The 22,916-nt window shown below is 71.8% G+C and carries 20 protein-coding genes; 10 read left to right on the top strand and 10 right to left on the bottom strand.

The window, feature by feature from the left end:
• Positions 1–96 precede the first annotated feature (96 nt).
• Positions 97–1,377 (top strand): ABC transporter substrate-binding protein, encoded by a 1,281-nt coding sequence (locus tag ACFYXM_RS15520; protein WP_389289586.1) that lies wholly within the window; start codon positions 97–99, stop codon positions 1,375–1,377.
• 151 nt (positions 1,378–1,528) lie between these two features.
• On the opposite strand, the gene ACFYXM_RS15515 is transcribed toward ACFYXM_RS15520, so the two are convergent.
• A complete protein-coding gene (locus tag ACFYXM_RS15515; RefSeq protein ID WP_389289584.1) occupies positions 1,529–3,001 on the bottom strand; it encodes a hypothetical protein in 1,473 nt (490 codons plus the stop codon).
• A 267-nt stretch (positions 3,002–3,268) separates the two neighbouring features.
• The gene (locus ACFYXM_RS15510; RefSeq protein ID WP_389289582.1) at positions 3,269–4,651 is read right to left on the bottom strand and encodes a transcriptional regulator; all 1,383 of its coding nucleotides are present in this window, start codon (positions 4,649–4,651) and stop codon (positions 3,269–3,271) included.
• Between the two features lie 379 nt (positions 4,652–5,030).
• On the opposite strand from ACFYXM_RS15510, the gene ACFYXM_RS15505 reads away from it, so the two are divergent.
• The 3 genes from ACFYXM_RS15505 (at position 5,031) to ACFYXM_RS15495 (ending at position 8,454) form a co-directional block, all read left to right on the top strand.
• Entirely contained in the window at positions 5,031–5,834 is an 804-nt protein-coding gene (locus ACFYXM_RS15505) for a bifunctional DNA primase/polymerase (protein WP_389289581.1), read from the top strand.
• A gap of 131 nt (positions 5,835–5,965) precedes the next feature.
• Complete coding sequence (locus ACFYXM_RS15500) at positions 5,966–6,805, top strand: ABC transporter ATP-binding protein (protein WP_389289579.1); 840 nt, start codon at positions 5,966–5,968, stop codon at positions 6,803–6,805.
• Entirely contained in the window at positions 6,802–8,454 is a 1,653-nt protein-coding gene (locus ACFYXM_RS15495) for a transporter (protein ID WP_389289577.1), read from the top strand. The genes ACFYXM_RS15500 and ACFYXM_RS15495 overlap by 4 nt, the downstream gene beginning before the upstream one ends.
• Before the next feature lie 122 nt (positions 8,455–8,576).
• Here ACFYXM_RS15495 and ACFYXM_RS15490 read toward each other — a convergent pair whose 3' ends face one another.
• Positions 8,577–9,527 (bottom strand): alpha/beta fold hydrolase, encoded by a 951-nt coding sequence (locus ACFYXM_RS15490; protein ID WP_389289576.1) that lies wholly within the window; start codon positions 9,525–9,527, stop codon positions 8,577–8,579.
• A gap of 731 nt (positions 9,528–10,258) precedes the next feature.
• Positions 10,259–10,951 carry a metal-dependent transcriptional regulator gene (locus ACFYXM_RS15485; protein ID WP_362624250.1) on the bottom strand — a complete coding sequence of 231 codons (693 nt, stop codon included), beginning with the start codon at positions 10,949–10,951 and terminating at the stop codon, positions 10,259–10,261.
• A gap of 220 nt (positions 10,952–11,171) precedes the next feature.
• Between ACFYXM_RS15485 and ACFYXM_RS15480 the strand changes: the two genes are divergently transcribed.
• Complete coding sequence (locus ACFYXM_RS15480; protein WP_389289574.1) at positions 11,172–11,930, top strand: SIS domain-containing protein; 759 nt, start codon at positions 11,172–11,174, stop codon at positions 11,928–11,930.
• A 630-nt stretch (positions 11,931–12,560) separates the two neighbouring features.
• Here the strand turns inward: ACFYXM_RS15480 and pdxH are convergent.
• Positions 12,561–13,187 carry a pyridoxamine 5'-phosphate oxidase gene (pdxH, locus tag ACFYXM_RS15475; RefSeq protein ID WP_389289795.1) on the bottom strand — a complete coding sequence of 209 codons (627 nt, stop codon included), beginning with the start codon at positions 13,185–13,187 and terminating at the stop codon, positions 12,561–12,563.
• 271 nt (positions 13,188–13,458) lie between these two features.
• On the opposite strand from pdxH, the gene ACFYXM_RS15470 reads away from it, so the two are divergent.
• Positions 13,459–14,568: a citrate synthase 2 gene (locus ACFYXM_RS15470; RefSeq protein WP_389289573.1), complete on the top strand. Its 1,110-nt coding sequence runs from the start codon at positions 13,459–13,461 to the stop codon at positions 14,566–14,568.
• A 125-nt stretch (positions 14,569–14,693) separates the two neighbouring features.
• Here ACFYXM_RS15470 and ACFYXM_RS15465 read toward each other — a convergent pair whose 3' ends face one another.
• The 3 genes from ACFYXM_RS15465 to ACFYXM_RS15455 all read right to left on the bottom strand — a co-directional run bounded on the left by ACFYXM_RS15465 (position 14,694) and on the right by ACFYXM_RS15455 (position 17,829).
• A complete protein-coding gene (locus ACFYXM_RS15465) occupies positions 14,694–16,379 on the bottom strand; it encodes an alpha/beta hydrolase (protein WP_389289571.1) in 1,686 nt (561 codons plus the stop codon).
• Between the two features lie 125 nt (positions 16,380–16,504).
• Entirely contained in the window at positions 16,505–17,098 is a 594-nt protein-coding gene (locus ACFYXM_RS15460) for a TetR/AcrR family transcriptional regulator (RefSeq protein WP_389289569.1), read from the bottom strand.
• Entirely contained in the window at positions 17,086–17,829 is a 744-nt protein-coding gene (locus tag ACFYXM_RS15455; protein ID WP_389289567.1) for an enoyl-CoA hydratase family protein, read from the bottom strand. The genes ACFYXM_RS15460 and ACFYXM_RS15455 overlap by 13 nt, the downstream gene beginning before the upstream one ends.
• 371 nt (positions 17,830–18,200) lie before the next feature.
• Between ACFYXM_RS15455 and ACFYXM_RS15450 the strand changes: the two genes are divergently transcribed.
• The 4 genes from ACFYXM_RS15450 (at position 18,201) to ACFYXM_RS15435 (ending at position 21,196) form a co-directional block, all read left to right on the top strand.
• Entirely contained in the window at positions 18,201–19,457 is a 1,257-nt protein-coding gene (locus ACFYXM_RS15450; protein ID WP_389289565.1) for an XRE family transcriptional regulator, read from the top strand.
• Entirely contained in the window at positions 19,448–19,951 is a 504-nt protein-coding gene (locus ACFYXM_RS15445) for a GNAT family N-acetyltransferase (RefSeq protein WP_389289563.1), read from the top strand. Before ACFYXM_RS15450 ends, ACFYXM_RS15445 begins: the two co-directional genes overlap by 10 nt.
• Before the next feature lie 235 nt (positions 19,952–20,186).
• On the top strand, positions 20,187–20,660 hold the full coding sequence (locus tag ACFYXM_RS15440) for an ATP-binding protein (protein WP_389289561.1): 474 nt from the start codon (positions 20,187–20,189) through the stop codon (positions 20,658–20,660).
• Positions 20,657–21,196, top strand: a complete 540-nt coding sequence (locus tag ACFYXM_RS15435) for a CYTH domain-containing protein (protein WP_389289560.1) — start codon at positions 20,657–20,659, stop codon at positions 21,194–21,196. Before ACFYXM_RS15440 ends, ACFYXM_RS15435 begins: the two co-directional genes overlap by 4 nt.
• A gap of 141 nt (positions 21,197–21,337) precedes the next feature.
• Here the strand turns inward: ACFYXM_RS15435 and ACFYXM_RS15430 are convergent, their stop codons facing one another.
• Together ACFYXM_RS15430 and ACFYXM_RS15425 are read right to left on the bottom strand one after the other, a co-directional pair.
• Positions 21,338–21,652: a 4a-hydroxytetrahydrobiopterin dehydratase gene (locus ACFYXM_RS15430; protein ID WP_389289558.1), complete on the bottom strand. Its 315-nt coding sequence runs from the start codon at positions 21,650–21,652 to the stop codon at positions 21,338–21,340.
• A 2-nt stretch (positions 21,653–21,654) separates the two neighbouring features.
• On the bottom strand, positions 21,655–22,899 hold the full coding sequence (locus ACFYXM_RS15425) for a Twin-arginine translocation pathway signal (protein WP_389289556.1): 1,245 nt from the start codon (positions 22,897–22,899) through the stop codon (positions 21,655–21,657).
• Positions 22,900–22,916 lie beyond the last annotated feature (17 nt).

Raw genomic sequence — 22,916 nt, 5'->3', positions numbered from 1 at the left:
GCCAACCGCGCGGGCCCCCGTAATTCACCTGGACGCCACCGCGCGTTGTACGGAGCACACAGCGCCGTTACCCCGGGGGCGGAATTCTCCTTGTCCATGACCGGACGGCGACGCCTCACCTCCCCCCGCCCCCGCGGACTCCTCATGAGCGCGGTGGCGGCCGGGGCGTTGCTGGCCACCGGCTGCGGCGCGCTCCCTGGGGCCACGGGGGGTTCCAGGGAGCCCGTCACCGTGGTCACCTGGGCCCCCGCGGGAACCACGGGTCCCGACACGCTGGACATGTCCGGCATGACCGCCATGGCGGTCGCGTACGGGCGCTGGGTCAACGAGAACGGCGGGCTCAACGGTCACGAGCTGCGGGTCGTCACCTGTGACGAGGCGGACACCCCGGTCGGCGCCGCCAACTGCGCCCGGCTGGCCGTCGAGAAGAAGGCGGTGGCGGTCGTCGGCTCCTACAGCCGGCACGGTTCGTCGTTCATGCCACCGCTGGAGACCGCCGGCATCCCCTTCATCGGTGGTTACGGCGCCTCCGAGGAGGAGTTCAGCAGCTACAACTCCTTCCCGGTCAACGGCGGACAGTCGGCGCTCCTGGCGGGCAACGCCCGGCAGCTGGCCCGCCGCTGCGACCGGGTGTCCGTGGTGCGGCCCGACACCCTGGGCGGCGACGGCCAGGCGTGGCTCCTGAAGACCGGCCTCACCGATGCCGACCGCCCCGCCCCCGCCGACATCCGGGCGGCCGAGGCGGCCACGTCGTACGACGACGCCGCCGGTCGCGCGCTCCGGGCGGCAGGCCGGAGCGGCGGCTGTGTGACGGCTGTGCTCGGGAGCCGTACGGAGACCTTCTTCGACTCCTTCCGACGGCTCGAACCCTCGTACGGGGAGGTCCGCATCTCGTCCGTCCTCGGCAGTGTCGGGCAGCAGATGATCGACAGCACCGGTGGCCGGAAGAGTCCGTTCGAGGGTGCGTACGTCACCGGCTGGTACCCGGCGCCGAGCGACTCCCGCTGGAACGAGATGCGGGCGGTGGTCCGCGAGCACGCCTTCGGCGACAACCGGATCGACCCGGACGACCCGGGCGTCCAGACCACGTGGATCGCCTACACCGTGCTGAACGAGATCGTGAAGGCGATCGATTCCCCGGAGGTCACCGCCGGAAAGGTCGTCGGAGCGCTCGGCCACGGTCCGCGGATCGAGACCGGCGGGCTGACACCGCCACTGCGCTGGCGGTTCTCGGACACGCTCGGCTCGTCCGCTTACCCCCGCATCGTCAACACCAAGGTGACGTTCCAGGTGGTCCGCGACGGGCGGCTCGTCGAGGACGAGAAGGGCTTCGTGGACGTCGCCGAGACGCTGTCGGACGCCAGCGCCAGGGGGTGAGCGGGTGAGGAGCGGCCCCGCTCCTCACCCGCGCCGGGCATACGCCCCGCCGACGCAGGGACTCCTGCCGCCGCGCGGGCCGGGGCCGGTCATCCCGTCCCGGCCGCCTCGCCCCGGCGCGCGCCCCGCCGTCGGAGACCGACCGCCCTCCTCAGAGGTCGACCGCTTCCCGCGTGGTCAGTCCGTACTTGGACGCGATCACGTTCCACAGCTCCGACGCCTGCTGCTTCGCCTTGCTCGCCTCGCCGCTGCGCACGGTGGCCTGCTGCGTCTCGTGCGTCGTGCGGGCCTTGCCGTGCTTGCAGACCTTCTTGCCCTGCTTGGCCTGCTCGGCCCAGGCGGCGTAGTGGTCGTCGGCGGAGGCGGACGCCTGCCACGCCTTGGTGAGGGCGGCGGTCAGCCGCTCGTGGTCCGGCAGCTTGTCGACGTTCAGCTGTCCGAGCTGGGTCACCAGATCGCGGCGCTGCCGGGCCGCGTCCTTCAGGTCCGTCACAGCCTGGTCCAGGTCCTGGCAGTTCTTGGTCTTCTCGACGGCGCCGATGACCGCCGAACGGCTGTTGTTGCTGTGCGCCAGCAGCTTGTCCAGCGCCTCGGCCTGCGTCTTCACCGGGTCCTCGGCCGACTTCCGGGGGGCCTCGTTCGACGGTGAACCGGTGGCCGCCACGGGCTGCTTGTCGTCGTCGCCCTTGCCGTCGCCGCCGCTCATCAGCGCACCGGCGCCGAGCCCCACGACGGCACAGCCGGCGACGACCGCCGTGATGAGCGTGACGTGCGCGCGCTTCTTGCGCGGTGCGGCCCGCCCCTGCGGCTCGTCCGCGTGCTGGTACCCCGGTCGCGGCGCCGGGGGTGCCTGATGGGCTCCGCCGCCCGGGTGCTGCTGCGCGGGGGCGAGCCGGGGCATCTGCTGAGTGGCCCCGGCCGTCCCGTCCTCGCGGAACAGGTTGTCGAACTCGGCCGGCGGCTGACGGTCACCGGGGGCGCCGGGCCTGATCCCGTACGGGGCGCCGCCGGGGACCGGCGGGATGTACTGGGTCGCCTCCGCGTCACCGCCGTGCGCGGGCTGCTGCTGTTGCGGGTACGGCTGCTGCTGCGGCTGCGCACCGTGGGGAAGGAACTGGGTGGCCTCCGCGGGGTTCTCCGGCGGCAGCCCGCCCGGCGCCGGTCCGCCGGGCACCGGCGCGATGTACCGCGTGGCGTCCGCGTCCCCGCCCGCGGGGGGCACCGCCTCGGGCGGCAGGGGCTGGGCATACGGCTGCGACGGCTGCTGGTGCTGAGGCTGCTGTGGAATCTGGGGTGGCTGGTGGTGCTGATGATGTTGCGGGGGCTGCTGCTGCATCGGGGGCAGCGGTTGCCCGTACGACTGCCCCTGTGGCGCCTGCCCGTACTGCGCCTGCCCGTACGGATCCTGCTCCGGAGCGGCCTGCTGCGGCAGCGACGAGGCGTCCGGGTGCGCCGCCTGCGGCCCCCAGGGCTGCCCCCACGACTGACCGCCCGCCGGGGCGCCCTGCTCGCCGGGCCCCCCTGGTATCCAGGGCTCGCCGCCACCCGCGGGCAGCACGACACCTTCGTGCGCGGGCCGTACAGCAGGGAGCTGCCGCTCGTCACCCTGTCCGCTCTGCGTCACCGGGACTCCTACATGTGAACCTACGGAATCGTCGGCTCACGCTATCGGGTGGTCCCCGTCGTCCGCCAAGCGTGTCCGGTCACTCACCGCCCCTTCACAGAGGCCGGGCACCCGGCAGCCCTCAAGACACGGTCGGAGGACCGTCGGACACCCGGCACAACAGGGAACGGACACAGGACGGCAGGGAACCGGCGCAGGACGACGCAGGCAACCGACGCGGGACGGCAGGGAAGCGACGTGGGCCGGGCGCGGAACCGGCGGGGCCCGTCAGGCCGCCTGGAGCTCCAGACGCGCCCCGAACTCCCGTACCGCCGCCTCGTCCCCGTACGGGACCAGACGCTGCTGCAGGTCGTCCAGATACTCCGCGCCCCGGCTCGAACGCACCGATGCCAGCAGCTCCATGGCCCGGGTGCCGGTGTGGCACGCCTGCTCCACCTCGCGCAACTGGACCTGGGCGGTGGCCAGAAGCACCAGTCCGATGCCGCGTCGGCGCGCCCGGGACTCCGGATGACCGTCCAGGGCCTCCTTCGCCCGACGCGCGGCGGCCTCCGCCTGGCCGAGGTCGCGGTGGCAGTGCGCCAACTCGTCGGCCAGATAGGCGTGATCGAAGTGTGCGATCCAGTCCGGGTCGTCGCCGGTGTCCGGCTCGACGAGCTCCATGGCCGCCGACGCCCGGCCCGCCGCGGCCTGGCAGGTGCGGGCGTCGCCGAGCAGGGCGTGGCCGCGCGCCTCCGCGGCGTGGAACATCGCCTGCGCGCGCGGGGTGACGTGTCCGCGCGCCCCCTCCTGCGCGGCCCGCGCCAGTTGCGCGATCTCCCGCGGATTGCCGAGCTGGGCGGCGAGATGGCTCATCGACGCGGCCAGTACGTAACCGCCGTACGCCCGGTCGCCCGCCGCCTGGGCCAGCCGCAGCGCCTGGATGTAGTAGCGCTGGGCGAGCCCCTGCTGGCCCGTGTCGACCGCCATGTATCCGCCGAGTTCGGTGAGTCGGGCGACCGCGGCGAACAGCTGCCGTCCGACCGATTCGCGGTACGCGCCCGAAAGCAGCCCGGACACCACGCTGTTCAGATAGTGCACGAGGACCGGCCGCACGTGGCCGCTGCCGAACCGGTGGTCGAGATCGACCAGCGCGGACGTCATCGCCCTGACCGCGGCCACGTCCGACATCCCGACCCGGGCCCCGGCGGTCCGCGCCACCTGCGGGTCGGCGCCGGTGATCAACCAGTCGCGGCTGGGTTCGACCAGGGCCGAGGAGACGACCGTCGAACCCGAGAGGAAGTCGCGACGGCCGACGTCGCTCCGCCACAGCTCACAGACCTGCTCGATCGCGCCGATGACGGTCGGGGCGAACTGGAGACCGACGCCGGACGCCAGGTTCTTGCCGTTGGCCATGCCGATCTCGTCGATCGTGACCGTACGGCCCAGTTTGCGGCCGAGCGCCTCGGCGATGATGCCCGGCGCCCTGCCGCGCGGTTGCTGCCCGCGCAGCCAACGGGCCACGGAGGTCTTGTCGTACCGCAGGTCGAGGCCGCGCTCCGCGCCGACCATGTTGACGCGGCGGGCAAGGCCGGCGTTGGAACATCCGGCTTCCTGAATGAGCGCCTGGAGCCGTTCGTTCGGCTGACGGGCGACGAGAGGCCTGGCTGCCATGTTTCCCCCAGAGGCCGCAGAGATCGATGAGCGGATCAATGCCCGGCGATTGCACGGAAAATGCGCACATTCATCGTGTTCGTCACGTCCGTCTTATTCCTTACTGTTCCTTGCTTTTCCTTGCCGTTCCTTGTCATTACCTGTCACCCCTGTCGCCGCACGACGGAGGCCGGCCGTTCCGACGGTGCCGCGGGCGCCCCTCCGGCGCTGCCGCGGACGGTCGTCGCGGCCTCGCCCGTACATGGCTACCCGACCCGCCCGGGCGCCGTCTCGCGCGCGCCCCCGCCCATGCATCCATGCGCCCGTTCACCGGATCGGTACGCCGTGGCCGCGCCCGGTACGCCCGTAACCCCGGCCGGTGGCGGGAGTTGTGCCGATCATGGAAGAGCCCATCGGAGTGGAAGATCTCGTCGGAGTCCGGCAGCGGACCGGGACCGGGGAGCCCGACGACGGCCACGTACCCGGCGGTGTCCCCGCGTCCGGCCGTGGTCACGTGCCCGGCGGGGAACGGGAGAGCGCCGGTGCCGCGCAGGCCACGCACATCCCCCTGCAAAGGGGCGGGCAACTGCTCGACGCCGCCGTGCGATACGCGGAGGAACGGCACTGGGACGTCTGTCCCGGCACCTGGCTGGAGGCGGGGGACGGCACGGAGCGGTGCTCCTGCGGCGACACCGGCTGCGCCTCGCCCGGCGCCCATCCCGCCGGGGCCGACTGGGCGGAACGCGCCACCGGCAGCGGCTCCGCGGCCCGCCGGATGTGGTCCGAGCACCCGACGGCGTCGATCCTGCTGCCCACCGGCCGCTCCTTCGACGCGCTCGACGTACCGGAGTCCGCGGGCTTCCTCGCCCTGGCCCGGATGGAACGGATGGAACTGCCGCTCGGCCCCGTCACCCGCACCCCCGACCGGCGGATGTTCTTCTTCGTCCTTCCGGGCGCGGCGGCCAGGACGGACGGTCTGGTACGGGAGTTGGGCTGGCGCGCCGCCGCGATCGACCTCGTCGGCCACGGCGAGGGCCGCTGCGTGACCGCTCCGCCGACCCGGGTCGGCGGACGCGGCGCGGTCCAGTGGGCCCGCCGCCCCACGTCCGCCCAACGCTGGCTGCCGGACGTGGAGGAGGTCATCGGCCCGCTCGCCTACGCCTGCGCGCGAGAAGCGGCCGACGCCCGGTCACGCCTCGCATAGGCGACGACGGACCCGAGCGCGCTTCCCGTGGGCGACGACGGAGCCGAGCACACGTTTCGTAGGCAAGAGCGGGCCCGCGCACACCTTTCGTAAGCTGTCCGTACAAACGGGGCGACGAAAGGTAAGGAACCATGCAGGACCGGGCAGAGACCGAAAGAGAAGTCCGGCCGGGGGAAACGGGAACGGCGAGCGGAGTGCCGACGGCACCGCCCGCCGTTCACGTACAGGGGCTGTGGAAGCGGTTCGGGCAGCAGACCGCGGTCGCCGGGATCGATCTCGAACTGCCCGCGGGCAAGTTCATCGGCCTGGTGGGGCCGAACGGCGCGGGCAAGACCACCACCCTGTCGATGATCACCGGGCTGCTCCGCCCCGACGAGGGACGCATAGAGATCGGCGGCCACGACGTGTGGCGCGACCCGGTCGAGGTGAAGTCCAGGATCGGTGTACTCCCGGAGGGGCTGCGCCTCTTCGAACGCCTCTCGGGGCGCGAACTCCTCGCGTACACCGGGAGACTGCGCGGGCTGCCGGGCGAAGAGGTCGACAAGCGGGCCACCCAGCTCCTCGACGTCCTCGGCCTGGCGGGCTCCCAGCACAAGCTGGTCGTCGACTACTCGACCGGTATGCGGAAGAAGATCGGGCTCGCCGCCGCGCTGCTGCACAACCCCGAAGTGCTGTTCCTGGACGAGCCGTTCGAGGGCGTCGACCCGGTGTCGGCGCAGACCATCCGCGAAGTGCTGGTGCGGTACACGCACTCGGGCGCGACCGTCGTCTTCTCCAGCCATGTGATGGAACTGGTGGAGTCCCTCTGCGACTGGGTGGCCGTCATGGCCGCGGGCCGGATCAGGGCCCAGGGCCCCCTGGCCGAGGTACGCGGCGACGCACCCTCCCTGCAGAACGCCTTCCTCGAACTGGTCGGCGCGGGCTCGCGGACCGCCGGTGAGTCCCTGGACTGGCTGGGCGGCGACCGATGAGCGTGCCCGACACCCCCGCGGGAGCCGCGACCGTCCGGCCCGCCGCGACCGGGCGCACGGCGCTCGTCCCCGTCTTCGTGCGGCTCAAGCTGGCGCTGCTGCGCAACGGGCTGCGCCAGTCGGCGGGCCGGCGCGCCGCGTACATCACCTCCATCGTCTTCGCCGCGCTGTTCGCCGCGAGCCAGTTGCTCGGGCTGATCCTGATGCGCGGGAACGCGCACGTCGACTCCGTCGTCGTGCTGACGGCCGCGGTGCTGGCGGTGGCCTGGGCGGTGATGCCGCTGTTCTTCGCCGCCGGTGACGAGACGCTCGACCCGAGCCGTCTGGTGATGCTGCCGCTGCGTCCGCGCCCGCTGATCACGGCGCTGCTGGTGGCCTCGCTGATCGGGATCGGTCCGCTGTTCACGCTGTGCCTGGTGCTGGGCTCGGTCATCGCGGTGGCGCACGGGGCGGCCGGGGCGGCGTTCGCCGTGGTCGCCGCGCCGCTCGCGCTGCTGGTGTGCGTGGCCCTGGCCCGGGCCGTGGCCACGGCCAACTCCCGCCTGCTGACCTCGCGCAAGGGCCGCGACCTGGCGGTGCTCAGCGGACTGGTGATCGCGGTGGGCTTCCAGGTGGTCAACTTCGGGGCGCAGCGGCTGGGCGAGGCGGGCGGCCTGTCCGCGCTCGCCCCGGTGGCCGACGTGGTGCGCTGGCTGCCGCCTGCCTCGGCGATCGGCTCCGTGGACTCGGCGTCGCGGGGCCTCTACGGGCAGGCCGCCGTGCAGCTCCTGCTGTCCCTGGCGGCGTTCGTCCTCCTGCTGTGGCTGTGGCGGCGGAGCCTGGTGAAGCTGATGACGGCCCCCGACGGTTCGACCCTGGCCGCCGCCGCGCCGACCCGCGAGAAGGCCGGCCGAGGCGGCTTTGGGCTCGCCGCTCTGCTGCCCGCCGGACGCACCGGAACGGTGATGGAGCGCAGCCTGCGGTACATCGCGCGCGACCCGAAGACCAAGGCGTCCTGGGTCACCGCGCTGGCGGTGGGGCTGATCGTGCCGGTGTTCAGCGCGTTGCAGGGCAACGGTTCGGTCTACTTCGCCTGCCTGGCCGCCGGGATGCTCGGCGTCCAGATGTACAACCAGTTCGGCCAGGACACCTCCGCGTTCTGGATGGTGGCGCTGACGATCTCCTCCCGCCGCGACGCGTACGTCGAACTGCGGGCGCGGGCGCTGGCGCTGCTGCTGATCACCCTGCCGTACACGGCCGTGGTGACGGTGCTGACGGCGGCGATGGTCGGCGACTGGACGGCGCTCCCCGGGGCGCTGGGGCTGTCGTTCGCCCTGCTGGGCGGGATGCTGGGGACGGGCGCGGTGTCCTCGGCGCTGTTCCCGTACTCGATTCCGCAGGACGGGGCGTTCAAGAACGTCGCCCCGGGACAGGCCGGGCTCGCCTGGATCTCGATCTTCGGCGGCATGATCTCGGCCATGGTCCTGGGCGCGCCCGTGATCACGGCGACGGTCTGGCTGAGCGTCACCGACCGGCACGAGTGGCTGTGGGCGCTGCTGCCCGCGGGCGTGGTGTACGGGGCGCTGATCCTCTGGGCGGGTCTGCGGATCGCCGCACCGCGCACGGCGGACCGGCTCCCGGAGATCCTGGCGGCGGTCAGCAAGGGCTGAGGGCCGGGGCCGTGACGGGCCGCCCGGTTCCGTCACGGCCCGCCGTCCAAATCCGGCACATCACGCACCGTCAACGGGAGTACCAGGACCGGCCCCGGTACTCCCGGCCCGGACCCGGGCCGTCAACGGCCCTCGGATCCGCCATGGCCCGCCCGGTCCGTCATGGCCCGCTCGCCGGGAGGCGAGTTCGTGGAGTCGCCGTCGCTCCGGGAGCCCTCGGCGAACCGCTCCAGGAACGGCTGGACCGCCGTGCGCCAGCCCTCCGGCTGGTCGTAGTGGACGAGGTGACCGGCGTCGGCCACCTCCGCGTACTGCCCGCGCGGAAGCACGCGGACCATCTCCTGGGCCTCCGCCCGGCCGAGCACCCCGTCGATGCCCCGGAGCACCAGGGCCGGGCAACGGACCTGGGCCAACTCCTCCCAGTGCGCGTCGAACACCCAGGTCGCACGGGACCGGAGCATCTGGCGGCGGGAGAAGACGGGCCGCCAGCCGTCCGCCCGCTCGGCCATCACCTCGGCGAAGAAGTCGCCGCGCGCCGGGTTGGGCCGCTCCACCCGGGGGTCGTCCTCCCCGAACCACTTCCGTACGTCGGAAAGCGTCGCGAACGGCACCGGCCAGGACGCGAACCACTCCTCCCACTCCCGCTGCGAGGCCGCGCCGAGCGCGGAGGCCCGCATGTCGCAGATGACCAGGGCCCGGACCAGGTCCGGGCGCTTCGCGGCGACCTGCCAGGCGGTGAGCGCCCCCATGGCATGCCCGACGAGGGTGACGGGGGCGAGTCCGAGCTGTTCGATCGCCGCCTCGGCGTCCGCCACGTACGCGTCCCGGGTGTACGGGCCCTCGGCCGGCTTCTCGCTGCGGCCGTGCCCCCGCTGGTCGAGGCCCACCGCGCGGTACCGCGCGGCGAGCCAGCGGCTGGTCGACGCCCAGTGCGCGGCCCGGCCCATCAGGCCGTGGAGCAGGAGGACGCCGGGGGGCCGCTCGCCCTCCGCGCCCCCTTTGGGCGGTTCGGCGAACTCCCAGGCCGCGAGACGTACGCCATCGGCCCCGGTCACATCGATGCGCCGCGCCATAGGTTCTGGCACCCCCTTCTCGTCCTCGATCACCGCTCGGTCCCGCTCGATCACCGTGTGGTCACGCGCACGCAGACTATCGAACCTTTATTCGAAAACGGGGCTCCGTCGACCAACACCCCTCGTTCGAGTGACCGGCCCCGAGGGTTGGCGCCGGCGTCGGAGGGGAGACCTTCCCCGGGAGGCGGGCCACTCGGGGATGAGGGCCCGTGGGGACCGACCCTGGGAGCTCGGGGCTCCGGGTCGAAGCAGGGGAGGACAGGCCCCGGCGTCCGCAGGCGCCGGGGCCCTCTGCTGTTCGGGCCGGGCGAACCCGCCGGGCCGGGCGGGCCAGGAAGCCGGACGGGCCAGGAAGCCGGGCGGGCTGGATGCGCCAGAGCGGCCGGATACGCCGGAGCTGCCGGACGCGCCAAAGAGGCAGGACGTGCCGGGCAGGCCGCGTGGAGCGGACCGGACGGACAGGACAGACGTGCTGGGTGGGGCGGACGTGCCAGTTCGACGGGCGCATGCGCCTGCTCCCTCCCCGGCCGCGCGGCCGAGTGCCGACACTCTCAGGCATGCCTGGAGCCACAGCCTGGCACGTGCCCCGTCCAAGCGCTGCGGTCCGGACAGAAAAACAAAAAAGCGAACGCCAAAACAAAAAAAGCGGACGCCAGGCTCCGCTCCGGCGTCCTGTCGAGGCACGGCACCCGGTGCGGCCGAGGAGGTCCCTCGGCCGCACCGGGCACGACTCAGCGCTTGCCCACGAACACGTGCGAGGCGATCTCGGCGTCCAGCTCCGCGGCCTCGCCGCCGCTGCCGACCAGCACCCCGCCGGGCGACTGGGTCACGCTGACCACGGAACCGGGCTGCACGCCCGCCCTCCGCAGCGTGTACATCAGCTGGGCGTCCGTCTGGATCGGCTCGCCGATCCGGCGCACGACCACGGTCTTGCCCTCGGCCCCCGGGTCGAGCTCGGACAGGCTCACCATGCCCTCATCGAGGAACGGGTCGGCCTCGGCCTTCTCGCCCAGCTCCTCCAGACCCGGGATCGGGTTCCCGTACGGGGACTCCGTGGGGTGGCGCAGCAGCTCCAGGACACGCCGCTCCACCGCCTCGCTCATCACGTGCTCCCACCGGCACGCCTCGGCGTGGACCTGCTCCCACTCCAGCCCGATGACGTCGACGAGCAGGCATTCGGCGAGCCGGTGCTTGCGCATGACGCGGGTGGCCAGGCGGCGCCCCTCACCGGTCAGCTCCAGATGGCGGTCGCCCGCCACCTGCACCAGCCCGTCGCGCTCCATCCGCGCCACCGTCTGACTGACGGTCGGACCGCTCTGGTCCAGCCGTTCCGCGATCCGGGCGCGCATGGGGACCACCCCTTCCTCTTCGAGTTCGAGGATGGTGCGGAGATACATCTCCGTGGTGTCGATCAGTCCGGACATTCGTGCCCCTCGGTGCTGTGACAGGAAAACGTGGTGCGCTGGCCCTCCACCAATTCTGACGCATACCGCTGACAACCGTGCCGAGCCGGTCGAACAGCATGCGGTGAAGCGGCGGAGACGGCATTGACAGGCCACTGGTCCAGACCGCAACGTGATCTGCGGCACGACACCCCATGGACATCCCGTGAACACTTCTCCCCTTGCGGAAAGGGTCTTTTCGATGAGCGACAGCAAGCCGGCAGGGAAGTTCTTCGACGCCGCGATCGGCCTGCTGGAGCGCGTGCGCGACGAGGAGTCCGGGAACATCGCGGCGGCCGGTGCCGCGATCGCCGGCACCGTCGCCGCGGGCGGCCGGCTCTTCGCCTTCGGCGCCGGGCACTCCTCGCTGCCCGCGCAGGACGTCGTCTACCGGGCGGGCGGGCTCGCCCTGATGAACCTGCTGGCGGTGCCGGGGACGGTCGGCGTCGACGTCGTACCGGCGACCCTCGGCTCGGCCCTGGAGCGGGTCGACGGTCTGGCGGGCGCGGTGCTCGACTCCAGCCCCGCCCGGGAGGGCGACCTTCTCGTGATCATCTCGCTCTCCGGACGCAACGCGCTCCCGGTGGAGATGGCGATGAACGCGCGGGCCCTCGGGCTGAAGGTCATCGGTGTCACCTCTGTGGCATACGCGGAGGGCACCCGGTCCCGGCACTCCTCGGGCGGCTTCCTGCGGGACCACTGCGACATCGTGCTCGACAGCAAGATCGCCATCGGCGACGCGGAACTGACCACCGAGGGCATCGAGGCGCCGTTCGCGCCCGCGTCGACCGTGGTCACCAGCGCGATCATGCAGGCCATGATGGCCGCCGCCGCGGAACGGCTCGTGGCGCGCGGCATCGAGCCGCCGCTGCTGCGGTCCGGCAACGTGGACGGTGGTCACGAATGGAACGGACGCGTGATGACGGAGTACCGGGACCGCATCTTCTACCGCCACGGCTGATCCCTCCACGCCGATCCCGTCATGGCCGCCCCGTCACGGCCGGTCCCGCCGCAGCTCGCCGGGCATGCCGGGACCAGCCCGTTCCGGCTCCCGGCCACCGGCCTCCGGCGCCCAGGACCCGGCTTCGGGCCCCGGCTTCCGGTTTCCGGCTTCCCGGTTCTCCCCGCCGGAATAAATGGGTTGAGCGCCGCTCGACGCCTTCCTAGGCTGCTGCCACACGTGAAAGGAGGTGTTCCGAAAAGTGATTTCTTCTCGGACTCGTGAGGTGGCTGCGGGCTGACGCCCGTTGCCGCGCTCTTCGCAGTGCAGGCCGGTCGTCGGCCAATCCCAAGCAGTCACCGACCCGCAGGCTCGCCGGTAAGTCCGGCCGGCTCCTCCGTGAGGAGGGACCAGAGCCTGCGGGTTTCTGCGTTTCCGCCACGGAACGTCCGCCGCGCGGCGGTCCGCTGGGGCCTGTTTCGAAAGTAGCGTCGTCCGCCCGAAGGGCGGGGCCCACGGCGTCCGGTGCGGTGCATCGCAAGGCGGAGGGTCGTCGGTCGTCCTCGTACGGGGCGTGCGTGGACGACCTCGACAACATGGCGAGGCGCCGTGCCCGGCGTCGCGGGCCAGACGGAACGTTCGCAACACGACCTAAGGGCACAGGCGCTCGACGCGCCAGCTCTGGCCCTCGCGCACGTACCTCAGCCGGTCGTGCAGCCGGTTCTCGTGGCCCTGCCAGAACTCGATCGTGGCGGGGACGACACGGTAGCCGCCCCAGTGCGGGGGCGCGGGGACGTGTTCGCCCTCGGGGTAGCGGGCGGCCAGCTCCTCGTAGCGTGCGATCAGTTCGGTGCGGGTGCCGATCACGGAGGACTGGGCGCTCGCCCAGGCACCGAGCTGGGAGCCGTGCGGGCGGGTACGGAAGTAGGCCACGGTCTCCTCACGGCCGACGCGGGACGCGGTGCCGGTGACGATGACCTGCCGGGCCATGGGGTGCCAGGGGAAGAGCAGCGAGACGTGCGGGTTGGCGGCCAGCTCGCGGCCCTTGCGGGACTCGTAGTTGGTGAAGAAGACGAAGCCGCGCTCGTCGTACTTCTTCAGCAGCACCGTGCGGGAGGACGGCCGGCCGTCGGGGGTGGCCGTGGAGACCACCATGGCGTTGGGCTCGTACAGCAGCCCGCCGACGGCGACCTGCCGGAACCAGTGGGCGAACTGCTGCATCGGGTCGGCGGCCAGTGAGTCCTCGGTGAAGGGCTCGGAGCGGTACTGCTCGCGCATCGCGGCCGGATCGGTGATGGAATCGGAAGGTGAGTCTGCGGTGGGCACGGGGTCATCCTGCCGCAGCGGTCGCCCCCGCCCGGCAAGGAGGGGCGTCCAGCCCGGGAGGACCCGCGAGGAGGCGTCCGGCCTTGCGAGGAGGGCAACTGTCCGTCATCGGTGATTAGGGGAGCCGTGCCGGATGTCACGCTTCCCCGAGTCGTGGGAACCCGCCAATATCTTGGGGCAGGCCACTGTGGCCTCCGTGCAGCCGTCGACCGAGGGAGCCGCCATGTCCGACTTCGTACCGGGACTAGAGGGAGTCGTCGCCTTCGAGACGGAGATCGCCGAACCGGACAAGGCCGGTGGTTCGCTGCGCTACCGCGGGGTCGACATCGAGGACCTGGTCGGTCATGTCTCGTTCGGAAACGTCTGGGGGCTGCTGGTCGACGGGGCGTTCAGTCCGGGGCTGCCGCCGGCCGAGCCGTTCCCGATCCCGGTCCACTCCGGTGACATCCGGGTCGACGTGCAGGCCGCGCTGGCGATGCTCGCCCCGGTGTGGGGGCTGCGCCCGCTGCTCGACATCGACGAGCGCACGGCGCGCGACGACCTGGCGCGGGCGGCGGTGATGGCGTTGTCGTACGTCGCCCAGTCGGCGCGCGGCCAGGGTCGGCCGATGGTGCCGCAGAGCAAGATCGACAAGGCCGGTTCCGTGGTCGAACGGTTCATGATCCGCTGGCGCGGCGAGCCGGATCCGAAACATGTGAAGGCCGTGGACGCGTACTGGACATCGGCCGCCGAGCATGGCATGAACGCCTCCACGTTCACGGCGCGGGTCATCGCGTCGACCGGCGCCGATGTGGCCGCCGCGCTGTCGGGTGCGGTCGGCGCGATGTCGGGGCCGCTGCACGGCGGCGCCCCCTCCCGGGTCCTCGGCATGGTCGAGGAGATCGAGCGGACCGGGGACGCCACCGCGTACGTCAAGCGGGCCCTGGACCGGGGCGAGCGGCTGATGGGCTTCGGCCACCGGGTCTACCGGGCGGAGGACCCCCGTGCCCGCGTCCTGCGGCGCACCGCCGAGGAGCTGGGCGCGCCGCGCTTCGAGGTGGCGCGGGCGCTGGAGAAGGCCGCGCTGGAGGAGCTGCACGCGCGGCGCCCGGACCGGGTGCTGGCGACGAACGTGGAGTTCTGGGCGGCGATCGTGCTGGACTTCGCGGAGGTCCCGGCGCACATGTTCACGTCGATGTTCACGTGCGCGCGCACGGCGGGCTGGTCGGCGCACATCCTGGAGCAGAAGCGGACGGGCCGGCTGGTGCGGCCCACGGCCCGGTACATCGGGCCCGGACCGCGCGACCCCCGGTCGATCGAGGGATACGGGCAGCTCGCGGACCTGGGGAACTGAGCCCCGGGCCGGGCGAGGGCGGGGCGGACCCGGCCGGGCGGCGGACCCGGCCGGGCGGCGGACCCGCCCCGCCCTCGTCGAACGCTCCGGGGCCCGTACCCGCCCCGGGCCTTGCGGACGCCCCGTCAGTCCTGGCGGTCCGTCGTCCGCTTGGCGCAGGTCCGGTCCTTCGCGGGCACCTCTCCGGTGGCCAGGTAACGGTTGACCTGGTCGTCGACGCAGGCGTTGCCGTAGTCGCCGTAGATCCCGTGGCGGTTGGCGCCCGTGAGGGTGATCAGCTTGGAGCTCGGCAGCTCGCGATGCAGCTTGAGGGAGCTGCGGTACGTGGTGCGCGGGTCGCCGGTGGCGGCCACGATCAGGGCCGGGACGTCGTGACGTACCTGGGTGGGCTCCTCGCGGGGCCGGTCCCAGAAGGCGCACGGCATGATGTTCTCGGTCATGGGGCCGAACAGCGGGTGGGCGGCACGGCTGCGCTCGATGTCCCGCCAGTAGCTCTCGGGGTCCCGGGGCGCGGCCTTGCCCCCGCAGAGAATCGCGGTCTGCACACTGCCGCCCTGCGAGCCCTCGCCGGTCAGTACGTACCGCAGCATCTCGGCGAATCCCGCTGACGGTTGGGTGGAGTTCCCCTGCGCGGCCTCGGACAGCATGGAGACCACCTCGCCGAGCTCGGCCCGCGTCGCGTCGGTGTCGTCCGAGAGCATCATGAAGAGGAGAAGCGGTATGTGGGAGGCGTCGAGCCGGAACGCGTCGCTTCCGGTGCCGACGGTCAACGGCTGACGGGCCGCCGCCTCGACCACACGGTCGACGGCGGCGAGGACCTGGTCGCGGGTGCGGCCGAAGTGGTAGGTGTCGTCACGGGCGGCGGCCCAGGCGGCCCAGTCCGCGAGGGCCTGCTCGTTCTCGCGCACCGCCTCCCGCAACAGCCGCGGTCCGTAGTCCTCCGGGGCGATCGCCCCGTCGAGCACCATCCGGTCGTAGCGGCCGGGGAACATCTGGCTGTAGACGGTGCCCAGGTAGGTGCCGTACGAGTAGCCCAGGTAGGAGATCTTCCGTTCACCGAGTGCGCCCCGGATCACGTCCATGTCGCGAGCGGTGTTGCGGGTGGTGACGTGCGGCAGCACGGAGGCGTTGGTGGCCCGGCACTTGTCGGCGAGGTCCTTCTGGAAGGCGACCTGGCGGTCGAAGCCCGCCCGGTCGGGACCGGCCGCGCGGAGGAACATGCCGGTGGGCCAGCCGCAGTCCAGCGGGGTGCTGCGGCCGACGAAGCGCGGGTCGAAGCCGATGATGTCGTAGCGGGCGCCGACGTCCTTCATCACCTCGCGGACGGCCGGCGGGGATTCGACGGCGGTTCCGCCGGGTCCGCCGTTGTTGAGCAGGATCGCGCCGATGCGGTGGCGGGTGTCGGTGGCCTTCAGCCGGGACATGGCCACGGTGATCGTACGGCCGCCGGGGTCGGCGTAGTCGAGCGGCACGGTCACGTCCGCGCACTGGGCACCGGCCTCGTCCAGCTCACGGCCCGCCGTGTCGTCGGGGCCCGTCACGCAGCTGCCCCAGGCGAGGTGCTGCCGGTGGTAGCGGCCGACTCCCTTGCCGTTATCCGTGCCGGCGTCGTGGCCCGTCGTGTGCGCCGGGCGGTCGCGGTCCGGCGCGGCGGCCGAAGCCGCGACCGACGCGTTCGCGGCGGGGACGGCGACCGCCAGCAGGGCCGAGGCCGCCACCAGCACCGTCGCGCGGCGCGCCGTACGACTCGTTCCGGCGCGGGGCCGGTTTCCGACAGGGATCCTGGTTGCTCTGCTCTGTCCGTATCTCACACCCGTCGACGCTAGGGACGCGAGCGTCGGCACTCACTACGGCTACCACCCCAACCGCCTTGGTGCCAGCCACACTTGCCGCCCCCGGCGGCCACGGCGGAACGGGGCGGTCCGCCGTGCCCGGGTCAGCCCAGCGCCTCGTCCAGCAGCAGCGCCCACTGCGCCACGACCCTGCGGCGGCGGGCGGTGTCGTCGGTGAGGACGTTGGCCAGGCCCAGGCCGCGCGCCATGTCGAGGAAGCCCTGGACGGTCTCGCGCACGCCGGGTCCGGTCTCGTCGGCGGCGAGGAGTTCGACGGCGATGCGGTGGGTCTCGCGACCGACGCGGGCTTCGAGTTCGGTGACGCGGGGCCGGAGTTGTTCCTCGTTGGAAGCGGCGACCCAGAGCTGGAGCGCGGCCCGGAAAAGCGGGCCCGTGTACAGGTCGACGAGAGCGGCGACGACCTCTGCACGGCCCTGTACGGGCAGGGCGCGCAGAGCGGCGGAGCGTTCCTCCGCGACGTACTCGACGGCCGCGGTGAACAGGTCCTCACGGGTCGGGAAGTGGTGCTGGGCGGCACCGCGCGAGACCCCGGCGCGTTCGGCGACGACGGAGACCGTGGAGCCCGCCCAGCCGTGTTCGGCGAGGCAGGCGACCGCGGCCTCCAGGAGCCGTCGGCGGGTGGCCCGGCTGCGGTCCTGTTTGGGCGTCCTGTCGGTGGGGGGCGTCACAGCACCCATGCGGGGTCCCGTCGTTCGAGGAAGGCCGTCATCCCCTCCCGTGCCTCGGCGGAGGCGAAGAGTGCCGCCGAGCGGGCGATGAGGTCTTCGGCGTACCGGTCGAAATTCTCCAGAACAGTAGCCGTGACCAGCTCCTTCGACGCGGCCAGCCCCTGCGGGGAGGCCCTGCGCAGCCCGTCGAGCACGGGGGCGAGCGCCTGGTCCACGTCCGCCTCGGCGGCGAGCGTGACGAGACCGATGCGGGCCGCTTCGGCGGCGTCGAAGCGTTCGCCGGTGAGGTAGTAGCGGGCGGCGGCGCGCGGGTCGGTACGGGGCAGCAGCGGCAGCGAGATCACGGCGGGGGCCAGCCCGAGCCGGGACTCGGTGAGGGCGAACGAGGCGCCGGGCCCGGCGACGGAGATGTCGCAGGCACTCAGCAGCCCGAGCCCGCCCGCCCGGACGTGCCCGGTGACGCGGGCGACGACGGGCTTGGGCAGCGCGACGATCCGCCGCATCAGGGCGACGAACGCCGCCGGATCGGGCGGCGCGGTCAGATCGGCGCCCGCGCAGAACGTGTTGCCGGTGTGGGTGAGCACCACGGCCCGCACGGCGTCATCGGCGGCGCACGCCTCCAGGGCGACGGACAGCTCGCCGACCAGCGCGGCGGAGAGCGCGTTGCGGTTGCCCGGCGAGTCGAGGGCGAGGGTGGTGATGCCCCGGTCGTGGACGGGGGCGGCGAGCGACGGCGTCATACGGTTCGTCTCCTTGTCTCCGGGGCCGGTTGCCCGGGAGCGGTTGCCCTGGGGTGGTGCCCCTGGTCCCGCCGGGCCACCCCACGGCGTCCCCGCGAGGCCGTTCCACGGCGTCCCGCAGAGCGTGGCAGTGGAACCCATATCAATCAAGCGTGCTTGCATGGTTCAGCCTGGCCCCTGGCGGCGGGCCCCTCCTCATGGCCGCGCCCGTTCCTTTCACTGCCGGCCCTCGGCTTCCGGTGAATGTCTGCTCGACGGCAGTTTGGGCCCCGGGGCGAGCGAAGGCGTGAAACGGGGACGGCCCGCACATGAACCAGGTGATTTTTACCTTCCTCCGTGTCCCCGAGAGCACCCGGAACTACCGTGAGGACATGCCGCAGGTGAACCGGAAACTCGCCGACCGGATTGCTGGTCTCGGCTTCACTCAGGCCGAGTTGGCACGTCGGATCAACGTTGAGATCGAGCTGCTGACAGGCAGATCGGGGAACGTCACCGATGCGGACGTACGCCGATGGATACGCGGCGAGACGAAGTGGCCGCAGGATCGGATCCGGCTTTCTCTGGAACGGGTCCTTTCCGCTCGCGCCGAGGATCTCGGGTTCGTCCCACGCAGGAGGAGCACCGCATCACTGGAGGTGGACCCCGTGGACCGTCGTGCCTTTGTCGCCGCGGCAAGCTGTTCCGTCCTGGGCGCCGGGATGCCGGGCACCGACACCCGGGGCCGACTCGGCATCCAGGATGTCCGGCGATTCCACCAGGACTATGTGGCCATCCTCCGGCACGACGATGCGGGGCAGGGCTCACAGAAGGTGGAGAACCTGGCGGTGGAACTGGCATCCAGGATTCAGTCCGCTCTGGCGTCGTCCTCGGCCTCAACGCGTGTACGGGACATGCTTCACCGGCTCGCCGCCGAGGTCATCAGCTCGGCCGCCTTCGCGTCGATCGACGCGAGTGCGCCAAGGCGGGCGCGCGCGCACCTCGATACGGCCCTGACCTTCGCCGGTCTGTCCCGGAACAGCGAGACGACGTATCACGTCTGGAACCACCTGACCTTGACGTCCAGTCAGCGCGAAAACCACGCGGAGGCCGTCGCCGGAGCGGAGGTCATGAAGCGCTCCTCCATCGCACGGCGCGACCCGCTGTACGCCTCTCTCGGTCACCTGCGCAACGCGAACGGCCTGGCGCGCCTGCGGCGGCGATCCGAGGCCTTACGTGCCCTCAATGACGCAGAGCGGGCCTTTGCGCGCACCACGGACCAGCGACGTCCCGAGTGGATCAGGTTCTACGACGACAGCGAGGTCGACGCGCTGTCCTCGTTCATATGGTCGGCGCTCGGCGATCACAGGCGGGCCGAATACTGCCTGCACCGCACCCTCGCGGCCATCCCGGACGGCCTGGTCCGTAACCGAGCTCTGTACACCGCGCACCTGTCCCTCGCCCAGGCCAGACAGGCGGAGTTGGAACTCGCCTGCGCGACGGGCCGGCGAGCCCACGCGATGCTGCCCTCGCCGTCCGGCTCGCGGCGCACGGTCAACACCCTGGCCGCCACCCGCCGAATGCTTGTGGCCTCGGGATCGAGGGCACCCGAAGTCATCGACTGGATCGAGGAGTCCGCCCAATGGATCTGAGGCACTACACGCACACGGACGCACCTGACGTGCGCTCACTGCTGCTGGACATCCATGACGAGGCGTACGCCGGCGATCCGGACCCGTTCCACTCGCGTGAGCGCTTCTCCTACTTCGTCGACCTCTGGTCCTCCCGGGAGGACTGGCAGTGCGTTGCCGGTTGGGAGGACGACGGCCCGGTCGGCTACGCCTACGGCTCCTTGCTCAAACCGGGCGGTTGGTGGAAGGGGCACCGGCGCCCGTCCGGTCTCAGGGGCTCCGTGTTCGCACTGTCCGAACTCATGGTGCTGCCCGAATGGCGCAGTACCGGGCGCGCCCGGAAGATCCACGACGCTCTGCTCGCCTCAGTCCGCGCCGATCTGGCCACGCTCCTGGTGGACACCGAGCACCCCCGCGTCCAGGCGCTGTACGGGCGCTGGCACTACAGCAAGGCGGGCGAGGCCAAGCCCTCCGACGACTCCCCGCTGTACGCCGTCATGGTCCGAGAACTTTAGGCGGAGCGAGCACGTTCCCTGCCGTACGCGCACCGAAGCCGCACTGGTACCACCGCAGCCTCCGAACGGTAAAAATCACCGGGGTCACGCACGCCCCGCATCCGGGGTTTCGCCTGTTCTCCCGGCCGATCCGACGGTGGACTTCCCTCGTCGCACCAGCGCGACAGTGCGCAGGCCCGGCATGACCGCCGGGGCCACCTGCCTGGAGGACCACCCGCCCCGGAGGGACACCCCTGTGACCGCAACCGCCGCCGGAACCGCTGAGACCCGTGTTCACCGCTACAGCGAATCCCTGCCCTGCGAGCCCGAGTCCGCCGCGCGGGCGCGCTTGCTCGTCTCCGCCGCACTCAACACCTGGAGCATGGAAGAACTGGCCGAGCCCGGGGCGTTGATCGTCTCCGAGTTCGTCAACAACACCATCGTCCACACGCGGTGCCGCCTGATGCGCGTCGCCGTCGAACGGCGGCCCCGCGCCCAGGTGATTCGAATCGGTGTGGCCGACAGGGGCGGTCGGCTCCCCGAGCCACGCCGCCCCGGCGACAGGGAGGGCTCCGGGCGCGGCCTGCTTCTGGTCGACGCCCTGAGTCGACGCTGGGGCTGCGACCGATATGCCTGGGGCAAGGTCGTCTGGGCCGAATTGACTATGCCGGACCCTCACCGGCCTTTCCCGTCCGTTCCGCTCCCGTCACCCCAGGAGTCAACCCTGTGACAGACATCGAGTACGAGGTGAAAGCCCTCGGCATCGACCCCTCGGACATCGCTCGGCGGATCTCCGTCGCCGGCGGGGTCGAGGTGGCCCCACCACGTGCCATGCGGCGGTACGTCTACGACACCGTCCCTCCCGTTCCCGGCCGATGGGTGCGCCTGCGCGACACGGGCGACGTGGTCACTTTGTGCGTCAAGGAGATCACCACTGACGCCGTCGACGGCACTCGCGAGACCGAGGTCACGGTCGATGACTTCGCCGAGGCCGCCACTCTGCTCCGCCTCGCCGGACTGACTCCGCGCAGCTATCAGGAGAACCGCCGCACTTCCTACAAGCTCGGTGCGGTCCGCCTGGAGGTGGACGAGTGGCCGCGCATCCCGCCCTATCTGGAGATCGAGGCCGACGATGAAGCACAGGTGTGGGAGGCGGCCGCCGCCCTCGGCCTCGCCCCCGGCCGCCTCACGTCGATCAACACCACAAAGGTCTACAGCTTGTACGGCATCGACCTCGAAAGCATCGTCGACCTGCGGTTCGAGTAGGTCGACGCCCGCACCTTCCGGCCGGGGCGTCCGGCCCCGGCCGGACCGAGAGGGGGCACCATGCACGACCTGTCCAACCTCCCCGTCGAAGTACGGCCGGACCGGACCTTACGCGTGAAGATCATCGATGCGCGTCCGGGGTCAGCCGTCGAGTGGCTGGGCCCCGTGTGCGTCGGCAATCTGATCGATCCGGGCCGCCAGGTCGAAGTCGGCTTCGGTGAGCCGATGCCCGGCGTCGTGCGTCGTGATGCCGAAACGTATGCGGTCCCATCGCAGGTCGATGTCCGCGTGGTGGCCGATGAGCCGTTCGGTGTCGGCGATGTGCACGATCATCGCGACGCCACCGTGATAGCGGATCCCGAACCAGCGGGTGATCTCATTCCCTTGACGGTCCCAGCCCGGCCGCTCTGCCAGCCTCGCAGCGATCTCCACATCAGACAGGGGGTCCTTGGCCATGGTCAGCTCCCATCGGTCACAGGCGCCAGGATCTCTGCGAGGTCCCGGCCGACCGGTGCATCGTGCCACGGTCGCATGGCCCTCTCCAGAGTGACCAGCTCGCGGCGCATCCGGGCAGACCTGGTCTCTGCCGCGATCGTCGCAGCCTCCCTCGCGATCTCCACTGCCTGTTCCGGTTCCCGCGCCGTCGCCGCTGCGGTTGCCTGCCGGGCCATGTACACCCCGCGGTCGCGGCGGGCGGTCTCCGGCACCCCTGCCAACACCTGCGCCCACAAGGAACTGGCCTCGGCACCGAGCCCGAGCCGCCCGTAACAGGTGGCACGCTGGACCTCCAGGTATCCCGGGGTCCGGCGGCAGGCGTTGCCCCACGGCAAATCGTCATCGACCCGGGGCAGTAGCCGGTCGGCCCGGTCCAGGAGCTGGTCGACGACACGGCGCTCTCCTGTGAGGCTGGCTCCGTGCGCCTGCTGCTGCATTGCCATGATCCGTACCTTCGGCACGAGACGGCCTGCGTCGTCGAGGGTGGCCTCGCACAGCTCGACGACAGCGTGCCCGTCGCCCAGATCAGTGCGAACCTGCGCCTGGTTCACCAGCGCGTATCCGATGAGGTGCGGGTCGCGGGACCGCACTGCGATCTCCTGCGTCACCCCCCGCCAGAAGCTGGCCCCCTCCATGTCGCCGGCGTCCTGGTACAGCCAGCCGACGAGTGCCGCATAGGCCGCACCGACGCGCAGTAGACCGCGGCGGGTCTCCCCCTTGGCGGAGCGGACCAGCTTGTCGATGAGCTGGTACTGCGCGGACACCGTGCCGATCAGGTCATGAGGACCAAGGAACATATCCGCGCAGTAATGCCCCTCCAGCTGCTGCTGGAAGTAGTCGATCAATGCGGGGTCGACGTGCTGTCGCGCAACGGGGCCGGCAACGAGGGCAGCAGCGGTGACAGAGACGAACTCTCGACGGCGCACATGTTCCTCTTCGTGATGCTCGGGCCGGATCCATTTCGGCGGAGTCGTGAACCCGAGATCTTCGGGCCATCGACCGAGCGCGTCGTGGATGACGATCGCGGTCTCCTCGGCCGGCCATCCGGGGCGGGCGCCTTCCCACCGCCGCCATGTCCTTGCGGACACGGTGAACTGCCTGTCGTCGAGCAGGGCCCGTCCATGCTCGGTGATGCCGGCTGCGGCCGACTCGACGGTGCGCCACCCCGCACGGAGCCGGGCAGCCCTCAACGCGTCGTTACGACTCATGTGTCCAGTCTGAGACG

Origin of the sequence: Streptomyces sp. NPDC002476, assembly GCF_042889785.1 — a bacterium.
Taxonomy (GTDB): Bacteria; Actinomycetota; Actinomycetes; order Streptomycetales; family Streptomycetaceae; genus Streptomyces.
The sequence above is the reverse complement of the archived record's forward strand: the minus strand, read 5'-3'. Positions and strand labels throughout refer to the sequence as shown.